At 58.3% G+C, this 26,779-nt stretch carries 8 protein-coding genes and 1 pseudogene; 4 read left to right on the top strand and 5 right to left on the bottom strand.

Features of this window, described 5'->3' with window-relative positions; translation table 11 throughout:
- The first annotated feature begins 11 nt into the window (after window positions 1-11).
- The 3 genes from ycgZ (at window position 12) to O1724_RS11400 (ending at window position 971) form a co-directional block, all read left to right on the top strand.
- On the top strand, window positions 12-251 hold the full coding sequence (ycgZ, locus tag O1724_RS11410) for a regulatory protein YcgZ (protein ID WP_003857265.1): 240 nt from the start codon (window positions 12-14) through the stop codon (window positions 249-251).
- Window positions 252-369: 118 nt separating this feature from the next.
- A complete protein-coding gene (locus O1724_RS11405; protein ID WP_126296782.1) occupies window positions 370-669 on the top strand; it encodes a hypothetical protein in 300 nt (99 codons plus the stop codon).
- Between the two features lie 23 nt (window positions 670-692).
- Window positions 693-971, top strand: coding sequence for a biofilm development regulator YmgB/AriR family protein (locus O1724_RS11400; protein WP_044596271.1), 279 nt, complete (start codon window positions 693-695; stop codon window positions 969-971).
- A gap of 83 nt (window positions 972-1,054) precedes the next feature.
- Here O1724_RS11400 and O1724_RS11395 read toward each other — a convergent pair.
- Window positions 1,055-2,512: pseudogene (locus tag O1724_RS11395) on the bottom strand (EAL domain-containing protein).
- Window positions 2,513-2,797: 285 nt separating this feature from the next.
- Between O1724_RS11395 and O1724_RS11390 the strand changes: the two are divergent.
- Window positions 2,798-3,682 carry a hypothetical protein gene (locus tag O1724_RS11390; RefSeq protein ID WP_032634546.1) on the top strand — a complete coding sequence of 295 codons (885 nt, stop codon included), beginning with the start codon at window positions 2,798-2,800 and terminating at the stop codon, window positions 3,680-3,682.
- Between the two features lie 33 nt (window positions 3,683-3,715).
- Here O1724_RS11390 and O1724_RS11385 read toward each other — a convergent pair whose 3' ends face one another.
- The 4 genes from O1724_RS11385 to O1724_RS11370 all read right to left on the bottom strand — a co-directional run bounded on the left by O1724_RS11385 (window position 3,716) and on the right by O1724_RS11370 (window position 26,637).
- The gene (locus O1724_RS11385; RefSeq protein WP_126296781.1) at window positions 3,716-4,891 is read right to left on the bottom strand and encodes an HlyD family type I secretion periplasmic adaptor subunit; all 1,176 of its coding nucleotides are present in this window, start codon (window positions 4,889-4,891) and stop codon (window positions 3,716-3,718) included.
- A complete protein-coding gene (locus tag O1724_RS11380; protein WP_414539363.1) occupies window positions 4,888-7,053 on the bottom strand; it encodes a type I secretion system permease/ATPase in 2,166 nt (721 codons plus the stop codon). The genes O1724_RS11385 and O1724_RS11380 overlap by 4 nt, the downstream gene beginning before the upstream one ends.
- A 70-nt stretch (window positions 7,054-7,123) precedes the next feature.
- A complete protein-coding gene (locus O1724_RS11375; RefSeq protein ID WP_479983974.1) occupies window positions 7,124-25,177 on the bottom strand; it encodes an Ig-like domain-containing protein in 18,054 nt (6,017 codons plus the stop codon).
- Between the two features lie 122 nt (window positions 25,178-25,299).
- Complete coding sequence (locus O1724_RS11370; protein ID WP_126297283.1) at window positions 25,300-26,637, bottom strand: TolC family outer membrane protein; 1,338 nt, start codon at window positions 26,635-26,637, stop codon at window positions 25,300-25,302.
- Window positions 26,638-26,779: the final 142 nt, after the last annotated feature.

The raw sequence follows: 26,779 nt of genomic DNA, 5'->3' as shown, positions 1-26,779 counted from the left end.
GGTGGAAAATTATGCGTCGCAACCATGCTCCCTCTACAGCAGAAAGCGCTATAACCTTGTATTTTAACAAGGATAACGTCCCAACACAGCAGGAAACCCTTGGTGCCATCGTCAGTGAGATCATCAAAGAAAATGTACAACTGAGCAGAATGACAATTTGTACAAAGCTGTTGCGCAGAATTGAAGAATCCACGTCTGACGTTGAGAAAGCGCACTACAACGGTTTGATAGCCCTCTTCTTCGAGCGTTAACCTGAACACTGTTTTTTAACTTACTAAGTTAGTCATGCTGAGTGAGAATAGAGCTTCTGAATGCGATGACTAACCCCATGCTACAGCCTGCCGCGTGTAGCAGAGTGAGATTGAAGGTATGCATAGAACTAAATTTGAACGACTTAAGGATGACCTTATCGGTGAGGCCGTATTATCCATACTGAAAGAGAACGGACCTATTACCTTTGTGTCTCTTGCTAATCGCCTGCGGGCGATGGCTAACGTTGAATCAAATGATGAACGTAAAAATGCATTGATTGCCGCTGAAGATGTAGTGCGCCAGCGTGTAACCGGCGTCTCGCACGACCGGGGAAGAGTGATGGGCAATTATGACATGGGTCGCATGCGATCTCTCTTTACTCACAACACGCTTTTGACCCCAGACAAGAAACACTAATTTTAACCGAAACGGTGACCACCATGAGTAAAGCGATTATGCAGCAGACGTATAATTTTGAAGCCTTGCACGATAAAGGACTGGCGGAACATTTTCTTAATGCAGGAAAACATCTCAGTGGTGAGGTTGAAGTGTTGGGCTCGGCAATACGCTGTATTATGCTGACCGGTGACAATCTCTCTAATAAAGAGATTATCCTGCAACTGATTCACGCCCTCGAAATTACCGAGGAGCCCGAAGCCTGCGATGTCATTCGAAATACGCTTGAAATTGTTGTCGGTTTTACGCGCGATGATATCTGATAACAGATTATTGCGCTGGTGAGTGACTGTTTTTGCTGGTGGTAGAAAAGTTTCTCTGTCGTACCACCAGCATAGTGAACCCATTAACTAAATAGCCGTACCATTCGATCAAGCTCTTCTTCTTTAACCGCCCGGGAAAGATAATATCCCTGAAAGCGTTTAACCCCTAACGCGACAAGTTTTTCAAATTTTTCTTCGCTATCGACGCCTTCCGCAACGCATTCCCTTCCCGTCATGTCGCTGTATATCTGTATCGCTTTAATAATGCTATAGTCATTGTCGTTAGCAACAAAGTGCTCAACTATATCGCGGTCAAGCTTCAATCCATCAACATTAATCTGTCGGATGGGTAACATAGCGTAATCTCTGGAAAAGCAATCATCCAGAAACAGCCGACACCCCTCGGCGCGTAAACGCTGAAGAGTGACAGGAATATTTGGATCCTTTGTCACATCAATCGCTTCAGCTAATTCAAAGACAAGTTTCCCGGCCCACTGCGGCTTCAGTAACATCTCAACGGCTTTTTTCGCCATTCCCGGCAGCGCGTTCCCGGTAGCCAGTGGAGGCGGAATATTAACCGAAAAATAATATTTCCCATTGTATCTGTTGATACCTGACACGGCCGCGTGGATGACTAACGCCGTCAGCTTGAGCCATATTTCGCCATTTTTCACCCCACCCAGAAATTGGGCAGCCTTCAGAACCTGACCGTTTTTATGCCAGCGCAGCAGAATTTCAAAGCCTACTCCTTTTTAATCGCCATTGGTAATAATTTGATAAGCCGCAAAGATTTCCCGCTTATGTAACGCCTGCAAAATATCAATTTCCGCATCCGAAAACCCCTGCGAATTATTTTTTACTGCACAGACTTCATCTCTGAAAACACGTGCATCGCTAAACCACACCCTGATAAGATATAATTTATCCAACCCCACTTTTCTATGGGTATAAATGGTTTTATCTGACAACCCTAACCTCGCAGACTGCTCTTTTATCGAAATACCCCGATAAAAATTCAGCAATACGGTTAATTCGCGCTTTGTTAAACCATTCAGACTTTCTTTACCTTCTTTCTCGGGTCCATCACGCAATATGCGTGACGAATCGGTATGCACGTCATAAATGTTGTCTGCACAGTCCATTACGTCTGAAATATTCGCTATCCTGATCATCGATAACGATTTGGTATTATTAACGAGACTACACAACGTGGCATAAAGCCATCTCTCTGGTATTGCGCCATACAGCGTCACGCTACAAATAACCGGCAGCGCATTCAGCACCGATACCAACTGCTTCAGGCTTTCAAGAAAGGCAGCGACGTCGCGACCAAGAAAAACAGCAACTTCAGGTGGTTGATTTTGCATCATTTTCTGAACATCACCTGAGCAAACTTCATCCTCTTCAAAATGGAGCCGCGTGGCGTTTACGCCACGTGACTTCAGAAGCAGGCTATACCCCTCGAAGGTGAAACCGCAGGCTGAAATAACAAACCGTTGCTTGTAGCACGTACCTTGTCTAAAAGGTAAATTTTGAGACATAACCTGCTCCTGAGAATGCAAATAGTATTCCCATCTGTAATTAAAGCCAATACTCTTTGTCGCATTGAATAATTTTACCGCACCCTGTTTGGTTAATAAACCGTTATCAATGTTATGCACAGGAACATTTTTGCGTTAATCAACCGACTCATCCATATGCAGCATAAATATTACTTTCTTTTCATATAACGACAGTAAATATGCATTTCTCAAGGTATAATGAAAATTCCGAAAAAGAAGACCGGACACTTCATCTTATCGGCCCAGACAAAAAGAGAAAATGCTATGGATAATCACATCTCATCCAGGGCTTTGCTACATCGAAGGGATGTCATTAAAAACAACCCGCGATTTGGTGAAGCTATAACAGAACACTACAGAATTAATGATGCCATTTATAAAAAACAACCCTTGTTCTACAAAACGATGCTTCAGGAATCACGCTTCAACATAATATTGTCCATGTGTTGTTTTGTTTTTGGCAATCAGGCTGAGTCAGTTTCAGAGATTAAGGCGCTATGCACCCGTTACAATATCGCCAGCCCTAACAGTGTTATCGCGATCATTACCATACTTAAAACTACCGGGCGAATTAAGACCTGGCGCTGTAGTGAAGATCGCCGAAAAACAAAAATTGCGCCGACGGAAAAAGGACTCGATGAGCTTAAACGCTATATGTCCGGGGCGTTTACGCCTGTCAGCATTCTTTATCCGGCATTCAACATTAATGTTAACCTTCTGGACAATGACATTCTGAGGCACAACTTTTTCCGGCGCGCCGCAGAGTACCTTTTCCGCGGATTAACATTCAGGAAAGTGCTTCCGGAGGTGGGTTTATTTATTGATAAGGATGGTGGACGGATGATTATGCTCTATCTCTATTTGCAGGCCATTAAAAACAAAACAGCACACGGTGCCATAATAGCGTATTCAGCCAGCACGCTGGCAAAAGAATTTTTTGTCTCGCGTATTCACGTCAACCGCATTATCAAATCGGCGCAGGAGGCAGGTTATCTTAAAGATCGCGGCGATGGCCGGATGTCAATTTATCCGGCCTTTATCGAGCTTGTCGAAAATTATGCCGGATTATATTTTGCGTATGTCACACATTACATCAATGTGGTACCAAAAGAACGACGCCATGCTGTCAACATGACGCCTACACTCTGATCTAACGGGCGTTCGGTTTGCTGAACGCCTTTTTTACCGCTCGCGCAGCGCCTCTTTTGCCTTATTCAACGGTTTCAGCAGATAATCAATGACGGATTTACTGCCGGTTTTGATATCAACTGTGGCTATCATGCCCGGGAACACCGGGAACGCCTTGCCCTGCCTGTTGGTCAGATGGTTACTGTCTGTACGAATATAAACGCGATAATAATAAACATCCCGTTTCACCTCGTCCTGAAGGGTATCCGGGGAAATCATCGTCACCTCCCCTTCCAGCCCGCCGTAGATCGAGTAATCATAGGCGGTGATTTTCACCAGCGCTTTTTGCCCGGGATGGATAAACGCGACATCGCGCGGCGAGATTTTCGCTTCTATCACCATCTGGTCATCAAGCGGTACCAGGCTCATCAGTTTGCCGTTCGGCGGGATCACCCCGCCCACCGTCGTCACGTCAATATCCTTCACGATGCCACGCACCGGCGCATTAAACGTTAAGCGGGTGAGTGAATCTTCGCGTCCTTTCATGACCGAACGCTGCGCCTCTATTTCTGCGTTCGCTTTCGCCAGTTCTTCGCGGGCGCGAACGTAGTACTGGTTTTTCATCTCGGTGATTTTGCTCTCCAGCTCATTTTTTTGGCGTTCAAGGCGTAAGACTTCGACCTTACTGGCCGCCCCCTGCGTCACCAGCGGGCGCGTTAATGCCAGTTCACGCTGCACGAGATCCGCTCCCTGGCGTAAACCCGCCAGCCCTTTTTCAAGGCTTTCGCGACGTGACTGATAAAGCGCCGTTTCCTGTTTGACCAGCTCAACGTCGTCATCCAGCTCTGCCGGGAATGTCAGCCCGGTGTCGTTCACCTCAGCATTCAGACGCGCGGCCGTCGCCATTGCAGCGTTTAATCGAGACTCGCTCTCCAGCACGCTGGACTCGGTTTTCGTCCGGTCCAGTTGGGCAAGCTGTTGACCACGCTCGACGATGTCGCCTTCGCGCACCATCAGACTGTGAATAATCCCCCCTTCCAGGGACTGGATCACCTGCTCGTGGGAGGACGGGATCACCTTGCCACTGCCCGTCGTGACATCATCCAGTTGGAACAGGCTGGCCCAGGTAATAAACACCACCAGCAGGGCAAACAGCGACCATGCCACCAGCGACGAACGCGGCAGGCGGGGCTCCTTCAGTCGGCTATTAAAGCGGGAGAAATCATTCATGCCACGCCCTCCGTTTTCAGTTTAACCGTACGCTGCGGCGCCTGCTGCGGGGCCATTCCGTGCTGGCGTAAAATGGCATCACGAGGGCCATCCATCACCACTTTGCCGTTTTCCAGGACGATGATGCGGTCAACCAGGTCCAGAATCGGCAGGCGATGCGTCGCCACCACCAGCGTCCGGCGCTTACCGAGCCACTGGTGCAGATGCTGGATAAACTGCTTCTCGCTGACCTCATCCAGCCAGGCGGTGGGTTCATCCAGCAGCAGAATATTCGGCGAGGTGATCAGCGCGCGCGCCAGCAGCAGCGCCTGACGTTGCCCGCCGGAAAGCCCCGTTCCGCCCTCGTTGATGATGGTGTTTAGCCCCATTTTCTGCTTGCGCACAAACTCCAGCGCGCCGCTGTTGACCAGCGCCTGATGGATTTCCTCGTCTGTCGCCAGCGGATTACCCATCAGGATGTTGTCGCGTACGGAGCCGAAGAACAGCCGCGCCTGCTGGATGAGCAACCGCATATCGCGGCGCACGTCGGCCGGGTCAAGATGATTGAGAGCAATATCGTCCAGCAAAATGCTGCCCTGCTGCGGCTCCTGCATTCCCGCGAGGAGGTGCAGCAAGGTGCTTTTCCCCGAACCATTCCGCCCGAGCACCGCCACGCGCTCCCCGGCGCGAATGCGTAGTTTGCTGATATTCAGCACGGTGAGCTTCTCTTCTTCGTCGTAATAAAACCCCACGTCGTCCAGCAGATAATCACCGCGCAGGTGGGCTTTATGCACCTTCTTTCCGTGCTGGGGATCGTCAATCGGGCGCTGCATCAGGTCATCCAGTCCCTTGCGGGCCACCTTTGCTGACTGCCAGCGGGAAAGCACGCCAGAAATTTGCGACAGCGGCGCAATGGTCCGGGACGCCAGAATCGAGGTGCCCACCAGCGCACCGGTGGTCATGTCACCGCTGATGACCAGGTAACACCCCACCAGCAGCACCACGGCGTAGACGATAGATTGCACCTCCTGGGTCCAGGTTAGCAGCAGCCCCGTCAGCCAGCGCTGCTTCATGCCGACGCTGGCGGCAACGTCATTGGTGTTATTCCACTGGTTCTGGAACCGCTGCTCAGCGCGCATCAGCTTGATGTCCTCAAGCCCCTGCACCGCTTCCACCAGCGTGGCGTTGCGAATCGCCGATTCACGCATCCCTTCGCTGGAGAGTTTCCCCAGCGGGCGCTGCACCAGCAGGCCAGGAATAAGCAACAGCGGCACGGCGAGCAGGACCACCAGCACCAGCGGACCACCAATCATCCACAGAATGAAGACGAACAGCAGGAAGAACGGCAGATCGGAGAGGGCCGCAATGGTCGTCGAGGTGATCAGCTCGCGCACCGACTCCAGCTCGCGGATCTGCGCGATAAACGATCCGGTTGATTTCGAGCGTGCGCCGTTTTTAATCCGCAGCGCGTGGGCAAAGACGCGTTCAGAGATGCGCAGATCGGCGCGCTTCCCCACCACGTCAGAAATGTGCACGCGCAGCATGCGCATGATGAATTCGAACACGATGGCAATCATCACGCCGCCAAACAGCACCCACAGCGTGGCTTCTGACTGCGACGGTACCACCCTGTCGTAGACCTGCATGGAGAAGACCATGCCGGAAAGCGCCAGCACGTTGGCGACCAGCGCCACCAGCATAATATCGCTGTAACGACGCCAGTCTTTCAGCGCCAGCTGCCAGAACCAGTTTTTCTCATAGGGTTTGATGTAATCATCCACGCGCGCATCCGGCGTGGACTCCAGGGGACGCAGCACCATCAGCCCCTTTAACCGCGAACCGAGCTCGTCCCGCGTCAGCGTTGTCTCCAGGCCGCCGTCGCCGCTAAACTGCACGCTGACGTTCCCATCGTTGTCCATACGGTTGATGACCGCAATTTGCCCGCCGGTAAACTCCGCCAGCAGCGGTAAACGCCAGGGATCCAGCGATAGGGCTTCCGCCGCCACCCACCGCATCCCCAGCCCAAGCTGGCGCGCCATCTCCTCCAGCACCAGCTGGCGTGGCGACTGGCTTTCATGGTTAATCGTGACCCGAACATGCTCCGCCGAAAAATCCAGCCGATAATATTTCGCGATGATGAGCATGCCCTGTAACCAGGGTTCGTACTGTGGATGTGTCTTCATAATCTCCGGGTTAATGCAATTCGTTAAAGAAACGCAAAAAGCCGCGAGAATCGCTCCCCGCGGCAGTGTTTTACGCAATTAACAGCTGGTGGTTCGCCAGCAGCGTCGCCAGATCTGTCTGCACCCCGTTCAGCGTCACCAGCGTGGTGGGCGAGAACTGACCGCCGGTGCCGTCCAGGTCAACCTGGATCTCGGTGTTGCTGCCGTTCTGCACCACGCGGATGTAGTCGGCGATGTTGCCCGCGCTGCTGTCCAGCGTCGCCACGCCGTTGACGTAGCTCGCCGAGCCGGTGCCGGTATAACCGCTGTCGGAAAGCAGGTCGCGCAGGTCGATACGGTCCGTATCCGCCGTCCCTTCCCAGGTGCCGACGGTAAAGCCGTTTACCACATCGCTGCCGTTGCCGCCCGTCGCGTCAGACGCGTTGATCAGCTTATAGAGCAACGTATCGTGACCGCCGCTGCCGATGTTGAAGGTGTCGTTCCCGCCCCTGCCTTCGAACTGGTTATCACCGCTGTTGCCGGTGATCACGTCGTCATAGTCGGAGCCGTTGATGCCTTCAATATTCACCAGTGTCGCGGTATCGAATCCGGTACTCTGCGCCGTAGAGCGTCCTAAATCGACGGTGACGCCGGAAGTGGCGTTGCGATAATCCACGACATCCATGCCGCCCGTACTGCTCCACGTGTCGTGTTCAGAGGTCGTCGTCCAGCCACCGGAACCGTTGTAGGTATACGTCCCTGCTTCAGCGATAAAGGTATCGTTGTAGCCGGTTCCTGTCAGGGTGCCCTGGTGACCGCCCGTAGCAGCTTCAGCCGTCAGGGCGTAACTTTCTTTACCGTCTCCTGCCGTCAGCCCGTCCCAGGTTACGTTACTCGAAACACCGTTAACGGCACGAACCAGCACCGCGTGATACGTCTCGCTGGGATCCAGGCCGTAAAAACTGATGAGCGACGAGGAATCGTTAATGCCAATCCCGGACTGGGCATTGATGATTTCACTGGCGACCAGCTGGCCTGCCGCGTTGTACAGCTGGACAGTGTTGCCAAAGAAGGCGTTAATCCCTTCGCTGTCGACAATCTTCAGATGCAAGGCCGTACCTGGTGCGACCGTATTGGTATTCCGCTCCAGTAAAACCGTTCCGTTTTGACGGAAAATGAGCAGATCCTGTGCGCCATCCCAGTCGTAATCAAGCAGAGCCGCGCCGGATACCTGAGTTGACGTAGCGGTACTGAATTTCGAAGCAGTAAAGCTTGCAGTACCTGCCAGTCCATCATTGGTGTAAAGATAAGACTGCCCGCTATTCGCCAGCTTGATGATGTCCATGTGACCGTCGAGGTTCCAGTCCACCGCCACGCTGACGTTACCCACAAACTTATCCGTGGTCGCCGTTCCAACCGCGGTGCCGGCCAGAAGGTTGCCGCTACCGTCGTTCAGCATTAACACCCCGCCCTGACTGGTTCCGCTGGAAGTACGGGACATGCTCATATACAGGTCCATGTAACCATCACCGTTAAAGTCGGCCCAGGTCATACTCACGGCATTGGACGCTGCGGCGGAACCATAGCCGCTGTACATGGTATTGGTGAAGTTTTGCCCCCACGTAAATGAGCCATTGCCCTGGTTAAACATGGTCGACAGGGCATAGTTGTTGCCCCCGTTGGTCGTATGCTGGGCAATATCCACTTTTCCGTCGTTGTTCAAATCCACACCGGACGTTTCAATCAGACTGTTGTAGTTACCTACCGTTGATCCCGATACGAAACTGGAGTACGTACCGGACTTCGAACTGCCCGTCAGCGTGCCGTTGTTATTGAGCATAACGGTGCTGGAATCAGGCCCGCCAGCATCGCCGATGACAAAGTCAGTGTAACCATCGCCCTTGATGTCAATGGCGACCACCGCGCCATACCACACCGCAGCCCCCATATTGGTCAGCGTACTGGAGGTGTATGTACCGTCTCCATTGTTAATCAGCTGCACCATGTACGAGTAACTTGTCCCTTCCGCCAGCACGTCAGCCAGCCCGTCGCGGTTGATATCCGCGTAAGTACCGGTTGTGTAACTTCCCGTCATTGAGAAATTGCCTGAAACGGTGTAATCGTTACGGCTACTGGTATTGGCGGATGCGAATTGCTGGTTGGCCATAATCGTCCACAGCCCATCCGAATCCAGCATATAGCTGGCAGAATAGGAGTAGTTCGCGGCGGTAAATGACCAGGCCGGCGTCAATGATTCTTCACTCCCTACAATCAGGCTACCGGTGGTCAACCCAGCGGTATTACCGTTGCCGGCGCTGCTTTTCACCTGTGCCGTAACATCATAATTCTTCACGCTCAGCGCATCGCCGTCAGGGAGCTGCAAATACCATGTGTTGTTCTCCGGATCGACCACGACCGCACCGCCAGTCTCTGAGGTGTAGGTTTTATCGTTCACGGTGATAACCACGTACTCGCCGTTGGTCAGTCCCGCCGATACCAGTCCACTCAGAATCGGGGTGCTATCTGTCGTCGTCTGAGGGTTAATGGTCACGGTGGTGGTCGGGATGCTCGTATCCACTTTCAGCACGAAATCATCTGAGTCGGTGAAGTTACCTGCCAGATCGGTAACACGCAGCATATAGACGTGATTACCGTCATTCAGACCACTGTCCTGGAAATACCAGCTGGCGGCGCCGTTCATCGTCACCTGTCCCAGCAGCACACCGTCACGATACAGTTGCACGATCTCGCCATTGTCCGGCGCACGGTTAAGCGTCCCGTTAATCACTGGAGAGTTGTCATCTGTTGCCACCGAAGCGCCGAAGCTGCCCTGACGTTCGCCTTCCCCGTCGGTATAGCTGACCACCGTTCCCACCGTGTCAGGCGGCGTGGTATCAACCGTTACCACCTGCGAAGTGGTTGAGCCGACGTTGCCCGCCTGGTCGATGATCCGCACCTGGTAGTTGTAATCCCCGTCCGCCAGATCGCGGGTGTCCGTATAGCTCCAGCGCTGGTTAGTGACGGTAGCGTCAATCCAGGTATTGCCGCCGTCGAGGCTAATCTGTACGCGCTCGTCGCTGGCCAGCGCGCTGCCCAACGAACCGTTGATCGTCAGCGAGGTGTCCATGGTGATGAAATCGCTTCCGGACTGCCCGGTATCTTCGCTGATGCTGTCAATGGTGATGCCGTACTGCGGCGCCTGGGTATCCACCGTCACGTCCTGCGTGGTGGTGGCCCCGACGTTGCCCGCCTGATCGACAACCCGCACCTGATAGCGGTAGTCGCCGTCGGCCAGGGTGCGCGCGTCGGTATAGCGCCACTGGGTACCGCTTACCGTGGCGTAAACCCAGGTGGTGCCGCCATCCATGCTCACCTGCACATACTCACCCGCCCCGAGTTCGGCCCCGAGCGTCCCGTTGAGCGTGTACGAGGTCGAACTGGTCAGGAAGTCATTGTTATCGAAACCGGTATCGACGGTGATGTTATCCACGGTCACCGTAATCGCCGCATCCGGCGCGACCGTATCGACCGTCACCTGCTGATGAGCGCTGGCACCCACGTTGCCCGCCGCATCCACTACGCGAACGTAGTAGTCATAGGTCTGGTTACCCACCGTGCGGCCGTCCACGTAGTACCAACTGTTGCCGGTGACGATCACGTTCTGCCAGGTGACGCCGCCGTCGATGCTGATCTGGGCATATTCGCCGTCGGCCAGCGTCGCGCCGAGTGAGCCGTGCAGGGTCAGGGACGTGTCGCGAGTGATAAAGTCGCTGCTGCTCAGGCCGGTATCGTCGCTGATGCTGTCGATAGCGATCGTTTTGCTGGCGTCCGGCGCGACGGTATCAATGGTCACCACCTGGCTGGTGGTGGCGCTGATATTCCCCGCCTCGTCAATCACGCGCAGCTGGTAGTTGTAATCCCCGTCGGTCAGCGTACGGCCATCAATATACGTCCAGCTCAGGCCGCTAACGCTCACGTCAGTCCAGGTCGCGCCACCGTCCAGGCTGATCTGGGCGTGGTCGCCGCTGCCCAGGGCCGCGCCGAGCGTCCCTTTCAGGCTGATCTGGTTGTCGCTGGTAATGAAGTCGCTGTCGGACAGGCCGGTATCCTGCGAGACGGAATCCACGGTAATGGTCGCCGCCGCAGGCTTCGTCAGATCGATTACCACGTCCTGGCTGTCCGTTGCCCCAACGTTGCCCGCGTTATCAATCACGCGCACCTGGTACTGATACGTACCGTCCGTCAGGGTGCGACCATCAGTGTAGCGCCAGGTGGTGCCGGTGACGGTCAGGTCGATCCAGGTGACGCCGCCGTCAAGGCTGATCTGCGCCTTCTCGTTATTGCCGAGCTGCGCGGTCAGGGAACCATTCACCACCACCTGGCTGTCGTTGGTGATGAAGTCATTCGCGCTGAGGCCGGTATCGTTTTGCAGGGAATCAATGCTGATCCCCATCGACGGTGCGGTGAGATCCACGGTTACGGTGTGGTTATCGCTGACGCTGTTGCCGATGGCGTTGCTCACCTGCGCGTTAATCACGTACGAACCGCCGTCCGCCAGCGCGGTCACGTCTGCGCTGCCGACCGTATAGCTCCAGGTGCCGTCATTTTGAACGGTAGCCGTGTAGGTTTTACCGTTAAGCGTAATTGTCACCGTCTGGCCCGCTGGCGCATCGGTGGTGCCGCTGATAACCAGTGGCGTGCCATGTTCGGCGGCATTTACGATATCGTCCTGCGCAAAGGTGTTAATGGCGATGGTCGGCACGTCGCCGTTAAGCGTCACGTCGTGCGTTGCGCTGCCCGGGTTACCTGCCTTATCGCTCACCGTAGCCGTAATGGTGTAATCCCCGTCGCTCAGGCCAAGGAAATCACGCCCCGGCACGAAGACCGACCAGGAGCCGTTCGCCGCCACGGTCGCCTGATAGCTGTGGCCGTTGAAGGAGACGGTCACCGTCTGGCCCTGTTCCGCGGTGGTGGTCCCGCTGATGGTCTGCCCCGCCAGCTGCTCGGCGTTGTTGACGATATCGTCATCGGCCACGGTGCTAATGGTGACGGCTGGCGCGATGGTATCGACCGTTAAGGTATGCGTCGTCTGGCCGCTGTTACCGGCTTTATCGTTGACCGAAGCGGTGACCGTCAGCGCGCCCTGGCTCAGGGCGGCCAGGTCGGCTGCCGGCACGTCGAGCGTCCAAGTGCCGTCGCTGCCGACAAGCGCAGTGTAGGTTTTTCCTCCCAGCGTCACGGTAACGGTCTGCCCCGCCTCCGCGCTGGAAGATCCGTGCACGGTCAGCGGCTGCTGCGCTTCCGCCGCATTCAGCACATCGTCGCCCGACAACGTGTTCACGCTAATCACCGGCGCGGTGGTGTCCACGCTGATGGTGTGCGTCGCCGAGGCGCTGTTCCCGGCGCTGTCCTGCGCCGAAACAGAAACCTGGTAGCTCGCGCCGTCGGCCAGGGTGCCCACGTCGGCGGCCGGTACGGTGGTTGTCCAGGAGCTATCGCTCTGGATAGTGGCCGTATAGCTCTTACCATTCAGGGTGATAGTGACCTGCGTACCGCTGGCGAACTGCGCGCTGGAGCCGTTGATGACCAGCGACGCGCCCGCTTCTGCCGCATTGATCACGTCATCACCGCTGAGGGTGTTGACGGTCAGCGCGACCGATGCGGTATTTACCACCACGTCGTGGGTCTGGGTGCTGCTGTTACCCGCACTGTCGGTGATAGTCGCGCTAAGGGTCACGGTGCCGTCGGTCAGCGCGGAAATCACGCTGGCCGGAACGCCCACGCTCCATTTGCCGCTGGCGTCAACGGTGGTGGTGTACTGGTTCGAACCGATGGTGATGACCACCTTATCGCCGACGCTGGCGCCGGTTGCGGTGCCGCTGACGATCTGCGCCTGCCCGTGCTCCACGCTGTTGATGACGTCATCGCCCGCCACAACGTTAAAGCTGACGGTCGGCGGCGTGGTATCAAGCGTAATCGCTTTCCCCGCGCTGCCCGGATTACCCGCGGCGTCACTCACGCTGGCCTGCACGGTGTAACCGTTATCCGCCAGTGCGGAAAGGTCTGTGCCCGGCACGTTCACGCTCCAGACGCCGCCCTGCTGAACCTGTGCGGTGTAGCTGTTTCCGCCCAGCGTCACGGTGACCGTCTGACCGACTTCAGCCGTGGTGGTGCCGGAAATGGCCACGCCCGCAGCCGCTTCGCTGCCGTTGATCACGTTGTCGCCGGCTACCGTATCAATGGTCACGGTTGGCGCAGTCGCGTCCACGCTGTATTCGCGGCCCGCCGAGGCGCTGTTGCCGTGCGCGTTGGTGACGCTCACCTGCACGCTGGCGTCACCGTCCTTCAGGCCCGCGAGATCGGCGGAAGGCACGGTGGCCGTCCAGTTACCGTCAGCATCCACCTTCGCGGTGTACGTCTTGCCGCCGAAGGTAACGGTAACGGTCTGGTTTTCCTCAACGTTCGAGGTGCTGCCGGAGAGCACCAGATCCACGCCTTTCTCCGCCGCGTTAATCACGTCGTCGGTGGCAATCGCATCAATGCTGATAGCCACCGCCGCCAGATCGACGGTCACGTCATGGCTGATGGAGACCGGGTTGCCCGCCGTGCTCTGGCCCGCTACGGTGACGGTCATCGTGCCTGCGGCCAGAGCGCCCACGTCTGCCGCCGGGATCGCCGCGGTCCAGGAGCCGTCTGCCAGTACCGACGCGGCATAGGTCTTGCCATTCACGGTCACGGTGAGCGTTGTGCCTGCCGCCAGCCCGTCACTGGTGCCGGAGACGATCAGGTTTTGACCATGCTCAATGCTGTTGATCACGTCATCGCCCGCCACGGTATTCACGCGCAGCCCCGGCAGGCTGGCGTCGATGGTGACATCGCGCTCGCCCGTTCCCATGTTGCCGTGGCCGTTGGTCACAGTCGCAGACACCGTCAGGTCGCCGTTGCCCAGCGCCGTCAGGACGGATTCCGGCACGTTCACGGACCAGGTCAGATCGCTCTGCACTGTCGCGGTGTACGTGTTGCCGCCAATGGTCACGGTGACGGTATTGCCCGCCTCCGCGTTCGCTACCTTGCCGCTGAGGGTCTGACCCGCGGCCACTTCCGCCGCGTTGATGACGTTATCGCCCGCAATGGTGTTGATGGTGACGGTTGGCAACGCGGTATCTACCAGCAGGTTCGCGGTGTTGCTCACGCTGTTGCCCACGCCGTTGGTGGCCGTCGCGTTCAGGGTGTAACTGGCCTGACCGAGACCGGTCAGATCCGCAGCCGGAACCGTCAGGCTCCAGGTGCCGTCTGCCGCAGTTGTCGCCGTGTAGTTTTTACCGTTCAGGGTCACGGTGACCAGGGTGCCTTCCGCCAGGTTGGCGCTGGTGCCGCTGACGCTCAGATCCTGGCCTTTTTCAACGGCGTTCAGGACGTTGTCATCGCTGATGGCGTTGAAGCTGACCGATGGCAGACCGGTATCGACGGTCACATTATGCGTGCCGCTGCCGGTATTGCCCGCCGCGTCGGTGACTGACACAGAGACGGTCGCGGTGCCGTCGCTGAGGCCTGAAATCACATTCGCCGGAACGCCCACGCTCCAGTTACCCGCCGCGTCCAGCACGGTGGTATAAGTCTGGCCGCCGATCGTGACGGTGACCTTATCGCCCGCCGCCGCGCCGGTGGCGGAGCCGCTGATAATCTGCGCCTGATTGTGTTCAGCCACGTTAATCACGTCGTCGCCTGCCACGGTGTGGATGGTCACTGCCGGAACGGTGACGTCCACCGTAAGGTTGTGGTCCGCCGACGCCGGGTTACCCGCCTTGTCGCTCACGCTCGCGGTCACGGTGACGCTGCCGTCGCTTAATCCTGCCAGATCCGCCGCCGGAACGTTCAGCGTCCAGCTGCCGTTCGCGCTGACGGTTGTGGTGTAATCTTTGCCGTTCAGCGATACGGTCACCGTCTGGCCCGCTTCGGCGGTGCTGGTGCCGGAGATTGCCAGGTCGGACTGCGCTTCTGAGGCGTTGAGGATATCGTCGGTGGCAATGGTGTTGATGGTCACGGACGGCGCGGTAGCATCCACGCTGTACTCACGGCCCGCCGAGGCGCTGTTGCCGTTCACATTGGTGACGCTCACCTGTACGCTGGCGTCACCATCCTTCAGGCCAGCCAGATCCGCTGACGGCACGGTGTAAGTCCAGTTGCCGCTGTCGTCCACGGTGGTGGTGTAGATCCTGCCGTTCAGACTAATGGTCACGGTCTGCCCGGCTTCCACGTTGGTGGTCACACCGGACAGCACCAGATCCGCGCCCTTCTCCGCCGCGTTAATCACGTCGTCGGTGGCAAGCGCATTGATGCTGATGGCAACGGTAGCCAGATCAACGGTCACGTCGTGGCTGATGGTGATCGGATTACCCGCCGCGCTGTCACCGGTAACGCTGATTTTCACGGTGCCTTCCGGCCACGCGCTCACGTCGGTGGACGGGATCGCAGCGCGCCAGGTGCCGTCTGCCAGCACCGTTGCCGCGTAATCTTTACCGTTGACGGTAACCGTCAGCGCCGTGCCCGGCGCCAGCCCGTCGCTGGTGCCTGAAACAATCAGGTTCTGCGCGTGCTCGATGGTGTTGACCACGTCGTCACCCGCCACGGTATCGACGCGCAGCCCCGGCAGGTTAGCGTCGATAGCGATCTCGCGCTCGCCGGTGACGGTGTTGCCGTGGCCGTTGGTGACGGTCGCGGTTACGCTCAGGCTGCCGTTGCCGAGTGCGGTCAGCACGTCAGACGGCACGTTGACGGACCAGGACAAATTATTCTGCACCGTTGCGGTGTAGCTGTAGCCGCCGATAGTCACGGTCACGGTGTTGCCCGCTTCGGCATTCGCCACGGTGCCGCTCAGGGTCTGACCCGCGGCCACTTCCGCCGCGTTGATGACGTTGTCGCCCGCCACGGTGTTGATGGTGACGGTTGGCAGCGCGGTGTCGACAAGCAGGTTCGCAGAACTGCTCACGCTATTGCCCACGCCGTTGGTGGCCGTCGCGTTCAGGGTGTAACTGGCCTGACCGAGACCGGTCAGATCCGCAGCCGGAACCGTCAGGCTCCAGGTGCCGTCTGCCGCAGTTGTCGCCGTGTAGTTTTTACCGTTCAGGGTCACGGTGACCTGGGTGCCTTCCGCCAGGTTGGCGCTGGTGCCGCTGACGCTCAGATCCTGGCCTTTTTCAACGGCGTTCAGGACGTTGTCATCACTGATGGCGTTGAAGCTGACCGATGGCAGACCGGTATCGACGGTCACATTATGCGTGCCGCTGCCGGTATTGCCCGCCGCGTCGGTGACTGACACAGAGACGGTCACGGTGCCGTCGCTGAGGCCTGAAATCACATTCGCCGGAACGCCCACGCTCCAGTTACCCGCCGCATCCAGCACGGTGGTATAAGTCTGGCCGCCGATCGTGACGGTGACCTTATCGCCCGCCGCCGCGCCGGTGGCGGAGCCGCTGATAATCTGCGCCTGATTGTGTTCAGCCACGTTAATCACGTCGTCGCCTGCCACGGTGTGGATGGTCACCGCAGGTACGGTGACGTCCACCGTCAGGGCGTGGTCAACCGACGCCGGGTTACCCGCCTTGTCGCTCACGCTCGCGGTTACGGTGACGCTGCCGTCGGTTAATCCTGCAAGGTCAGCTGCCGGCACGTTCAGCGTCCAGCTGCCGTTCGCGCTGACGGTTGTGGTGTAATCTTTGCCGTTCAGCGATACGGTCACCGTCTGGCCTGCTTCGGCGGTGCTGGTGCCGGAGATTGCAAGGTCGGACTGTGCTTCTGAGGCGTTGAGGATATCGTCGGTGGCAATCGTGTTGATGGTCACGGACGGCGCGGTAGCATCCACGCTGTACTCGCGGCCCGCAGACGCGCTGTTGCCGTTCACGTTGGTGACGCTCACCTGCACGCTGGCGTCACCGTCCTTCAGGCCAGCCAGATCCGCAGACGGCACCGTGGCGGTCCATTTACCCTCAGCGTCCACCGTGGCAGTGTAGCTCTTGCCGCCGAAGGTGATGGTGACGGTTTGATTTTCCTCTACATTCGCGGTGGTGCCGGAGAGCACCAGATCCGCACCCCTCTCGGCGGCGTTGATCACGTCATCGGAAGCGATGGCGTCAATGCTGATCGCGACGTTTGCCAGATCCACGGTCACATCATGGTTGATAGTCACCGGATTGCCCGCGCTGCTCTGGCCTTCAACGTTCACGGTGACCGTGCCTGCGGCAAGGGCACTCACGTCCGCAGAAGGGATCGCCGCGCTCCAGGTGCCGTCTGCCAGCACCGTGGCTGCATAGGTTTTACCGTTTACGGTGACGGTCAGCGCTGTGCCCGCCGTCAGGCCGTCGCTTGAACCCGTGATAATCAAATTCTGCCCGTGTTCGATGCTGTTAATCACGTCATCGCCCGCTACGGTGTCCACGCGCAGGCCCGGCAGATTCGCGTCGATAGTGATATCGCGCTCTCCGCTGCCGCTGTTGCCCACGCCGTTCGTGACGCTGGCGGTCACGGTCAGATCGCCATTGCCCAGCGCGGTGAGCACAGATTCCGGTACGCTGACGGACCAGGTCAGATCGCTCTGCACCGTTGCGGTGTAGTTATGGCCGCCAACAGACACAGTCACGGTGTTGCCCGCTTCGGCATTCACCACTGTGCCGCTAATGGTCTGGCCGGTTGCCAGCTCCGCCGCGTTGATCACGTCGTCGCCCGCCACGGTGTTAATGATGACGCCAGGCAGCACGGATTCCACGTTCACGGTGTGCGAGGTGCTGGTGCTGTTGCCGACGCTGTCCGTTGCGGAGGCCGACACGGTGTAAAGCGCTTCACCCAGTTGCCCCACCTCGCTCGCCGGAACGGTTGTGGTCCATTGGCCATTGGTATCCACCGTGGCGCTGTACGCTTTGCCGTTGAGCATCACTGTGACCACCGCGCCCGCGGCCAGCCCGGAAGCCGTACCTGTGATGGTCAGATCCTGCGTTTTCTCGCTGCTGTTGATCACATCGTCGCCGGACACGGTGTCAATGGACAGCACCGGCGCAGTGAGGTTGACTTCAACCTCGTGCGTTGTGCTGTTGCTGTTTCCGGCTTTATCGGTCAGCGCCGCGGTGATGGTGTGATCCCCGGCGGTCAGGGCACTCACGTCCGCCGCAGGCACGCCCACGCTCCACCTGCCGGAAGCGTCCAGGGTCGCCGTGTAATCTTTGTTATTGATGGTGACGGTCACCACGTCGCCCGCCGCCGCACCGGTCACGGAACCGGTGACAATCAGCGCCTGCGCATGCTCGGCGCTGTTGATCACGTCGTCGTCGGAAACGGTGTTAATGGTCAGCTGTGGCACCGTGGTATCCACCAGCACATCGCGGTCCGCCAAGGCCGGGTTACCCGCCTTATCCGCGACGGCTGCCGTGATGGTGTAACTGCCGTCGGTAATCGCGCCGATATCCGCAGACGGTACGGTGACGCTCCAGCTGCCGTTCGCCTGTACGGTGGTGGTGTAGTCCACGCCGTTCAGCGTCACGGTGACGGTCTGGCCCGCTTCGGCGTTGGAGACACCGTTAACGACCAGATCCTGCTGCGCTTCGGCCGCGTTGATGATGTTGTTGTCGCTGACGATCTCGATGGACACCGTCGGCGCGGTGGCGTCCACGCTGTACTCGCGGCCCGCCGAGGCGCTGTTGCCGTTCACGTTGGTGACGCTGACCTGCACGCTGGCGTCGCCGTCTTTCAGGCTACCTAAATCGGCAGACGGTACGGTCGCCGTCCAGTGGCCGCTGGCATCCACCGTCGCGATATAGGTCTTACCGCCGAAAGTGATGGTAACAGTCTGGTTTTCTTCCACGTTGGTGGTGGCACCCGACAGCACCAGATCTGCGCCTTTTTCTGCCGCATTGATTACGTCGTCGGTAGCGATAGCGTCAATGCTGATAGCAACCGTCGCCAGGTCGATCTTCACGTCGTGGCTGATAGAAACCGGGTTGCCCGCTGCGCTCTGGCCTTCAACGGTCACGGTGACGGTGCCTTCGCTCAGCGCGCCGACGTCTGCTGCCGGAACGGCGGCCGTCCAGGTAGCGTCTGCCAGTACGGTGGCCGCGTAGGTTTTGCCGTTGACGGTGACCGTCAGCGCCGATCCGCTCGCCAGACCGTCGCTGGAGCCGGTGATAATCAGGTTTTGACCATGCTCGATGCTGTTGATCACATCGTCGCCTGCCACGGTATCCACGCGCAGGCCCGGCAGGCTGGCATCAATCGTGATGTCGCGTTCGCCGGTGCCGGTGTTGCCGTGGCCGTTGGTCACGCTCGCTGTTACGGTGAGATCGCCGTTACCGATAGCGGTTAAGACGTCAGACGGCACGTTAACCGACCAGCTCAGGTCGTCCTGGACCGTCGCGGTATAGGTGTTGCCCCCGATACCGATCGTGACAGTGTCACCACTCGCAGCACCGCTCACTTTCCCGCTCAGGGTTTGTCCGGAAGCCACTTCCGCCGCGTTAATCACGTCGTCGGTGGCAACCGCATTAATGGTGACCTGCGGCAGCGCGCTGTCGACCAGCACGCTATGGCTGGTGTTCGCACTATTACCCGCAGTATCGGTCACGCTGGCCGTCACGCTATAGCTCGCTTCGCCCAATGCCGAGACGTTTGCCGCCGGAACGGTGACGCTCCAGTTACCGCTGGCATCGGTGGTGGCGGCGTAACTGATACCGTTCAGGGTTACGGTGATGCGGGTCCCGTCCGGCTGGTTGCTGGTACCGGAGATCAACAGGTCCTGGCCTTTTTCGGTCGCGTTGATCACGTCGTCAACCGCCAGGGTATTGATGGCAATCACCGGCGCGGTCAGGGAAACGTCAAACGCATGCGTCGCGCTGGTGCTGTTGCCCGCTTTATCGGTGACCGTGGCGGAGATCGTCTGATCGCCGTTAGCCAGCGCGCCCACGTCCGTCGCCGGAACGCCCACGCTCCAGTTACCGGCACCGTCCAGCATCGCTGTGTAGTCTTTGCCGTTCAGGGTCAAGGTAATCACATCGCCCGCCTGCGCGCCCGTCACCTTGCCGGTGACAATCAGCGCCTGGCCGTGCTCGGCAATATTAACAATGTTGTCGCCCGCCACAATGTCGAAGGTAATCTGCGGCACGGTAGTGTCGACCAGCACGGACGCCCCTGCACTGGCCGGGTTGCCCGCTTTATCGGACACGGTCACCGTGACCGCCGCGCTGCCGTCGGCGATCCCCGCCAGATCCGCCGCCGGTACGTCCAGCGTCCAGCTGCCGTTTGCCTGCACCTGGGCGGTGTACTGATTGCCGTTGAAGGTCACGGTGACCGTCTGGCCTGCTTCGGCAGTAGACCTCCCGCTCAGGGTCAGCTCCTGCGCCGCCTCTGCCGCATTCAGCATGTTGTCGCCGCTGATTGTGTTGATGGTGACCGCTGGCGCGGCGGTAGCGACGCTGAATGCCAGCGAGGAAGAGGCCGCGTTGCCGTTCACGTTGGTTACGCTGACCTGTACGCTGGCTTCGCCGTCCTTCAGGCCGCTCAGATCGGCAGCCGGTACGGTGCAGGTCCAGTCACCGTTGGCATCGACCGTCGTGGTCCAGGTTTTACCCGCAAAGATAATGGTAACGGTCTGGCCCGCTTCAACGTTCGAGGAGGAGCCGGACAGCACCAGATCCTGGCCTTTTTCTGCCGCGTTCAGCACGTTGTCGTCCGTCACGCTGTTAATGCTTATCGCCACCGGGGCGAGATCGACATCCACAACGGTACCGATGTTCACCGGGTTGCCGGAGGTATCCTGCGCGCTGGCGCTGATGGTGAGCGACCCGTCCGCCCACCGGGAGACGTCTGCGGCCGGAACCGCAGCCTGCCATGTGCCGTCCGCCAGTACCGATGCGGAATAACTCTTGCCGTTGATGGTCACGGTGACGGTGCTACCCGCCGCCAGGTCGGTGCTGGTGCCGGAGATAACCAGGTTCTGCACGTGTTCAATAACGTTAATGACGTCGTCACCGGCGACGGTATCAATGCGCAGGCCGGGCAGCTCGGCGTCAATGGTGACATCCAGGGAAGACGATCCGGTATTGCCGTGCGCGTTCGTCACGCTGGCCGATACGGTCAGATCGCCGTTGCCGAGCGCGGTTAACTGACTCTGGGTTAACGGCAGGCTCCAGGTGAGATCGTCCTGTACGGTAGCCGTGTATGTCTGCCCGCCGAGGATAATCGTGACGGTATCGCCCGATGCCGCGTTAGAAACCTTTCCGGTCAGGGTTTGCCCTGCGGTCACTTCCGCCGCGTTGACGATATTGTCGCCCGCGAAGTTGTTGAGGGTAACAACCGGCAGCGAGCTGTCCACCAGCACATCGTGCGTGGCAGCGGCGCTATTGCCCACATTATCGGTGACGCTCGCCGTTACGGTGTAATTGGCTTCACCCAGCGCGCTCACCGCAGAGGCGGGTACGGTAACGCTCCAGTTGCCGCTGGCGTCGGTGGTGGCGGTGTAGTTGATACCGTTCAGATTAACAGTGATGGTGGTTCCTTCCGGCTGGTTGCTGGTACCGGAAAGCAGCAGATCTTCGCCCTTCTCTGCCGCATTGATCACGTCATCCGCTGCCAGCGTGTTAATACCGATAACGGGCGTCACAGTATTGACCACCACATCCACTGAACTGCTGCCGGTGTTACCGGACCGATCGGTCACGGAGACGTTAATGGTCCAGGTGCCGTCCGTCAGCCCCTGAATGACGGACGCAGGCAGGCCGAGACTCCAGTTTCCTGCCGCATCCACCACGGTGGTGTAGTCCACGTTATTGATGGTGATGGTGACCAAATCGCCCGCCGCCGCGCCGGTGACGGAGCCGCTCAGGATCTGCGCCTGAGCATGGGCCAGCTGGTTAACGGTGTTGGTGTCGGTGACGAAATCGTTGATGGTCACCTGCGGCACGGTGGCATCCACCAGCCCAACGCGATCCGCGCTGCTGCTGTTGCCCGCCACGTCAGTGACGGTGGCCGTCACGGTGACATTGCCATCGGTCAGCGCGCCTACGTCGGCGGCAGGCACGTTCAGCTGCCAGCGACCGTCCGCCTGTACCGTGGTCTGGTAAGATTTACCGTTCAGCGTCACGGTGACCGTCTGGCCCGTTTCAGCGGTTGTGCTGCCGCTGAGCACCAGATCCTGCTGCGCTTCTGCCGCATTAATGATGTTGTCGTCGGTCAGGTTATCAAGCGTAATGGCTGGCGGCTGCGTATCGACGATCACCACGCGTGAGGCGTCCGCGCTGTTGCCGTTGACGTTAGTCACGCTGACGCTCACCTGCGCACGCCCGTCGATCAGCGTTTCCATCGCGCTCGCCGGAACGGTCAGGTGCCAGGAGCCGTCCTGCTGCACCTGTGCGGTAAAGGTTTGATCCGCGAATTTCACCACTACGGTCTGCCCGGCCTCCACGCCCTGCGTCTGACCAGAAAGCGTGACATCCGCGCCTTTTTCCGCCGCGTTGAGCATATCGTCAGTGGTTACGGTATCGATGGTGACAGCCACCGCATTCAGGTCAAGCTCGATCGGGTGTTCAGCCGCCACGGTGTTGCCCCAGGCATCTTCCGCGCTGACGCTGACGGTCATGCCTCCCGCCGTCCATGCCTGAAGGTCCGCCGCCGGCACGCCAATCTGCCAGCTGCCGCTGGCGTTAACCGTGGTGACGTATTCGACATTATTGATGGTAACGGTGATCTGTGTGCCTTCGGCCAGATGAGTGCTGGAGCCGGTGACGGCCAGATCCTGCTGCTGCTCGATGGCGTTAATCACGTCATCGCCAGAGATCGTGTTCACGCGCAGGCCCGGCAGTTCGGCGTTGATGTTGATATCACGTTCGCCGGTGCCGGTATTGCCGTGCGCATTGGTGACAGAGGCGCTGAAGGTTAAATCGCCGTCGCCAAACGCCTGGAGGTCGGCCGATGGGATCGTCACGCTCCATTTCAGGTCGCTGCCAACCGTCGCGGTGTAGCTCTTGCCGCCCACGGTGACAGAGACGGTATCGCCCGCCGCCGCGCCGGTGACGCGTCCACTGAGGGTTTGGTCAACCGCCGCTTCGGCGTTATTGACCAGGTTATCCCCGGCAAAGGTGTTGACGATCACCTGCGGCAGCACGGTGTCTACCAGCAGATTCGCCTCGGCGGAGCCGCTGTTACCCACGCTGTCGGTGCCGCTGACGCTGACGGTGTAAAGGGTATTCGCCAGATCCAGCACGTCGGAGACCGGCACCTGAACGGACCAGCGACCGTTCTCAACGGTGGTCTGATAGTTAACGTTGTTCAGCGTCACGGTGACAGCGCTGCCGTTCGGCAGATTACTGGTCCCGCTCAGGCTCAGGGGCTGCATGGCCTCCTGCGCATTCAGGACGTTATCCTGGCTGATGGGATCAAGGGTAAATTCCGGCGGGTTGCCGCTCAGCGTAATGCCGTGCGTCGCGCTGCCGGTGTTGCCCGCCGCATCGGTCACGGCAACCGAAATGCTGTGGCTACCTTCCCCCAGCGCGCCAATGACGGAGGCAGGCACGCCGACGCTCCAGGTGCCGTCCGCCTGAACGACACCGGTAAAGGTCTTGCCGCCAACGGTCACGGTGACAACGTCGCCCTCCGCCGCGCCGTTCGCCTGGCCGGAAATAATCTGCGCCTGCCCCTGCTCGCTGGTGTTCAGAATGTCGTCGCCCGCGACGGTGTTGATAGTGACCACTGGCGCTGCGGTATCGACCGTGAAATCGGCGGTGATGGAGGACCCATTACCCGCTTTGTCGCTGACGTTTACCGTCAGGGTGTGCTCGCCGTTAGCCAGCGTCTGTACTTCACTGGCCGGAAGCGTAACGAACCAGCTGCCGTCGCTGCCCACGGTCGCCGTGTGATTTTTGCCGTTCAGCGTGACCGTCACAATCTGGCCCGCTTCCGCATCGGTTTTCCCCGTCAGCGTCAGCGGCTGATTATGTTCAGCCGCGTTGATGATGTTGTCCTGGGCGATCGTGTCGACAGAGATCACTGGCGAGGCGGTATCCACGCCAATCGTCTGGCTGCCGGACACGGTGTTGCCCGCCGCGTCTTTTCCGCTGACGTTGACCGTCCAGGTACCATCGCCCAGCGCCTGTGCGTCGGCAGCAGGGACCTTCACGCTCCATGCGCCGTTTGCCCCCACTTCTGCGGTATAGGTTTTACCGTTGAGCGTGACGGTAAGCGCCGTTCCCTGCGCCAGGTTTTTGCTGGTGCCGGACAGCGTAAAGCCAGCGGCCTGCTCGCTGGCGTTGATCACGTTATCGCCCGCCGTGGCGGCGAGCGTCACGCTGGTATCCGCTGTAGAAACGGTTACGGTAATACTGCCCGCAGAGGTCGTTTTACTGCCGTCGATCTGTACGACGGACCAGGTATGTTCCCCGTCCGCCTGGGTCGGGAGTGTTACCGTCCAGGTGCCGTCCTTCGCAACCATGGTGCTGGCGATGGTGCTGCCGCTGCCGTCTTTAACCTGAATGGTCGCTCCCGGCTGCCCGGTACCGCTGAAGGTGGGGGTGTTGTCATCCGTGACCTCTTTTGCACTCAGCACGCCCTGCTTGTCACCCGCGTTGTCCGTCAGCAAAAATGTCGGCGTAGCGCTTTCGACTTCTTTCGTATTATCAATAACCTTCGTTTTGGTTTCGCCATCGCCGCCGTGAGCCAGCAGTGCGCCGATCGCACCGCCCCCTAACGCCGCACCGGCAATCCAGCCCCACGGCGCATCGCTTAAGACGCTTCCCTGCTCCAGGAAAGGTTCAATGCTGCTAATGGGTGCAGCCTGGGCGGTTAATTCGGTGGCGGCAACGCCTGATGCTTCGCCGGCATCGGCAAATGAAATATGCGTCAACGCCTGGTTATCGTTAAATACCAGTTCGGAATGATTATGGGTTTCCGTGTCTTCGACAAAATAATTATTGCAGCGGATCACGCTGCCATCTTTCATATAAATGAGGAGGTCATTCCCCTGGCGGACATAACGCACCACGTCCTGAGCAGAACCCTGAATTTCAATCACGCTCGGTGAGGAAATAGAAACCGAGAGATTCCCTTCACCGGTTAATTTCGTCTTCTCTGCCGTTTTGCGAATGATGACATCAACAACTTTTGCGGTACTCATATTCTTCTCCTTGCAGGTGCGCGTATTCCTGTGGATATGTCCACCAGAGGGATGTAGCTATCCTTGGGGAAAAATCACCCATTATTGTCTGACTTATTTCGCGCAGAAAGGCGCGCCTTTTTTTAACTTAAATCAGGTAATTTCGCGGCAGCGTTTTTCTCTATTCCGATAAGCGGCATGAGATTATCCACCGCGGAGGCGTAATTAATCGCCGCACTCCAGCCATCGTATTCAGCCATTATTTTCGCGGAGGTGGCAGACCAGACATCCTGCTCCACGCTGAGCAGATCGTTAATGCTGCGCTTGCTCAGGGTATATTCATTTTTGTAGACATCGCGGGCGCGCAACGCATTTTCCAGCTGACGTTTCCCGGCTTCAATTCGTCCACGCGCCCCGGTCCAGTCGGCCTGTGCGACGGAGGCTTTTTGCAGGACATCAAAACGGGCCTGATCGACCTGAGACGATGCCATTGCCCTTGCGCCCTCGGCCTGACGGACGCGCGCCGAGACCGCGCCGCCCTGATAAAGCGGTGCGTCAATATTGAGCTGGATCTGATCATCCCAGTACGCGCGATTATCCGACTCATAGCGGGTGCGGCCCCCTTTCAGGCTTAAGGTCGGCCAGTGCTGAGACTTCGCGGTTTCTACGCCGTACTGGGCTGAACGCTCCATGTTCTGCGCGGCCATCACCGTTGGGATCAGTGAATAATCAATCCGATTGAGAGAATCCGGTTCCACGGCCAGACCTCCCGGAACCGGTGAATAGCGTTCAGCCTGTATGCCAGTTAATACCGCCAGCCGCGCGCGGGCGCTGTTCAGGGACGCATTGTACTGCTCTACCGTCGCCTGCATCCCGGCAATACGGGTGCGGGTCTGAAGCTCATCAGAGGTGGAGCTTACGCCGGCGTCGGCGCGGAGTTTTGCCAGCTGCTCAACGTTTTTAAGCGCCTGCACGTTCTCTTTTGCCGCCTGCAACAGATCGCTGTAGCGTTTCACTTCCACATAGCTGAGCGCCGTTTTTTCCGCGACGGCAGACATCGTGCTCATCAGCTGGTAGCGATAGCTGTCACGCTGAGCTGAAGACTGGCTGATGCTGTTGTTGGTCTTGCCAAAATCGTACACCAGCTGCGTCAGACTCAGGCCCCAGGCTGCGGAATTTCGCAACGAGCCGCTTGAATCGGTGGTCTGGCTGTGACCTGTACTCCCGTTCAGGGCTATTTGTGGCATCCAGCCACTGCGCGCTTCGTCTATTTGTGCCTGGCCGATCCCCAGCTGTGCCGCCTGCTGACTCACCGAGGGGTCGCGATCGAGAGCGAAAAGAATACTTTCTTTCATCGTCATTGCCGCAACGGGAGATATCCCCGCCTGGCCGTTATTTGCATTAGCCGCAGTCACCACCAACGAAATTAAGGTCAGGGAGGCAGATAATCTGAGTAACCTGTTATTGCATTTCATCTTCATAATATCCCCCGACTCCAGGTGATAGCCAAATAAATACCCAGGAAGAGGTACAAATAATTCGCCAGAAATCCATTGCCCCTTCTCCATTAATTCCGGGCAAGAGTTCCCCTAACCCATTTCAATTGAGATGAGAGCCGTTCAA

Source organism: Enterobacter cloacae complex sp. HYC074_NIDB (assembly GCF_056673345.1).
Note: the sequence above shows the minus strand (reverse complement) of the source record. Positions and strands in the feature narration are given on the sequence as shown.

Coding starts and splice junctions, on each gene's coding strand:
- ycgZ (WP_003857265.1), top strand. CDS start 12: ATGCGTCGCAACCATGCTCCCTCTACAGCAGAAAGCGCTATAACCTTG.
- O1724_RS11405 (WP_126296782.1), top strand. CDS start 370: ATGCATAGAACTAAATTTGAACGACTTAAGGATGACCTTATCGGTGAG.
- O1724_RS11400 (WP_044596271.1), top strand. CDS start 693: ATGAGTAAAGCGATTATGCAGCAGACGTATAATTTTGAAGCCTTGCAC.
- O1724_RS11390 (WP_032634546.1), top strand. CDS start 2,798: ATGGATAATCACATCTCATCCAGGGCTTTGCTACATCGAAGGGATGTC.
- O1724_RS11385 (WP_126296781.1), bottom strand. CDS start 4,891: ATGAATGATTTCTCCCGCTTTAATAGCCGACTGAAGGAGCCCCGCCTG.
- O1724_RS11380 (WP_414539363.1), bottom strand. CDS start 7,053: ATGAAGACACATCCACAGTACGAACCCTGGTTACAGGGCATGCTCATC.
- O1724_RS11375 (WP_479983974.1), bottom strand. CDS start 25,177: ATGAGTACCGCAAAAGTTGTTGATGTCATCATTCGCAAAACGGCAGAG.
- O1724_RS11370 (WP_126297283.1), bottom strand. CDS start 26,637: ATGAAGATGAAATGCAATAACAGGTTACTCAGATTATCTGCCTCCCTG.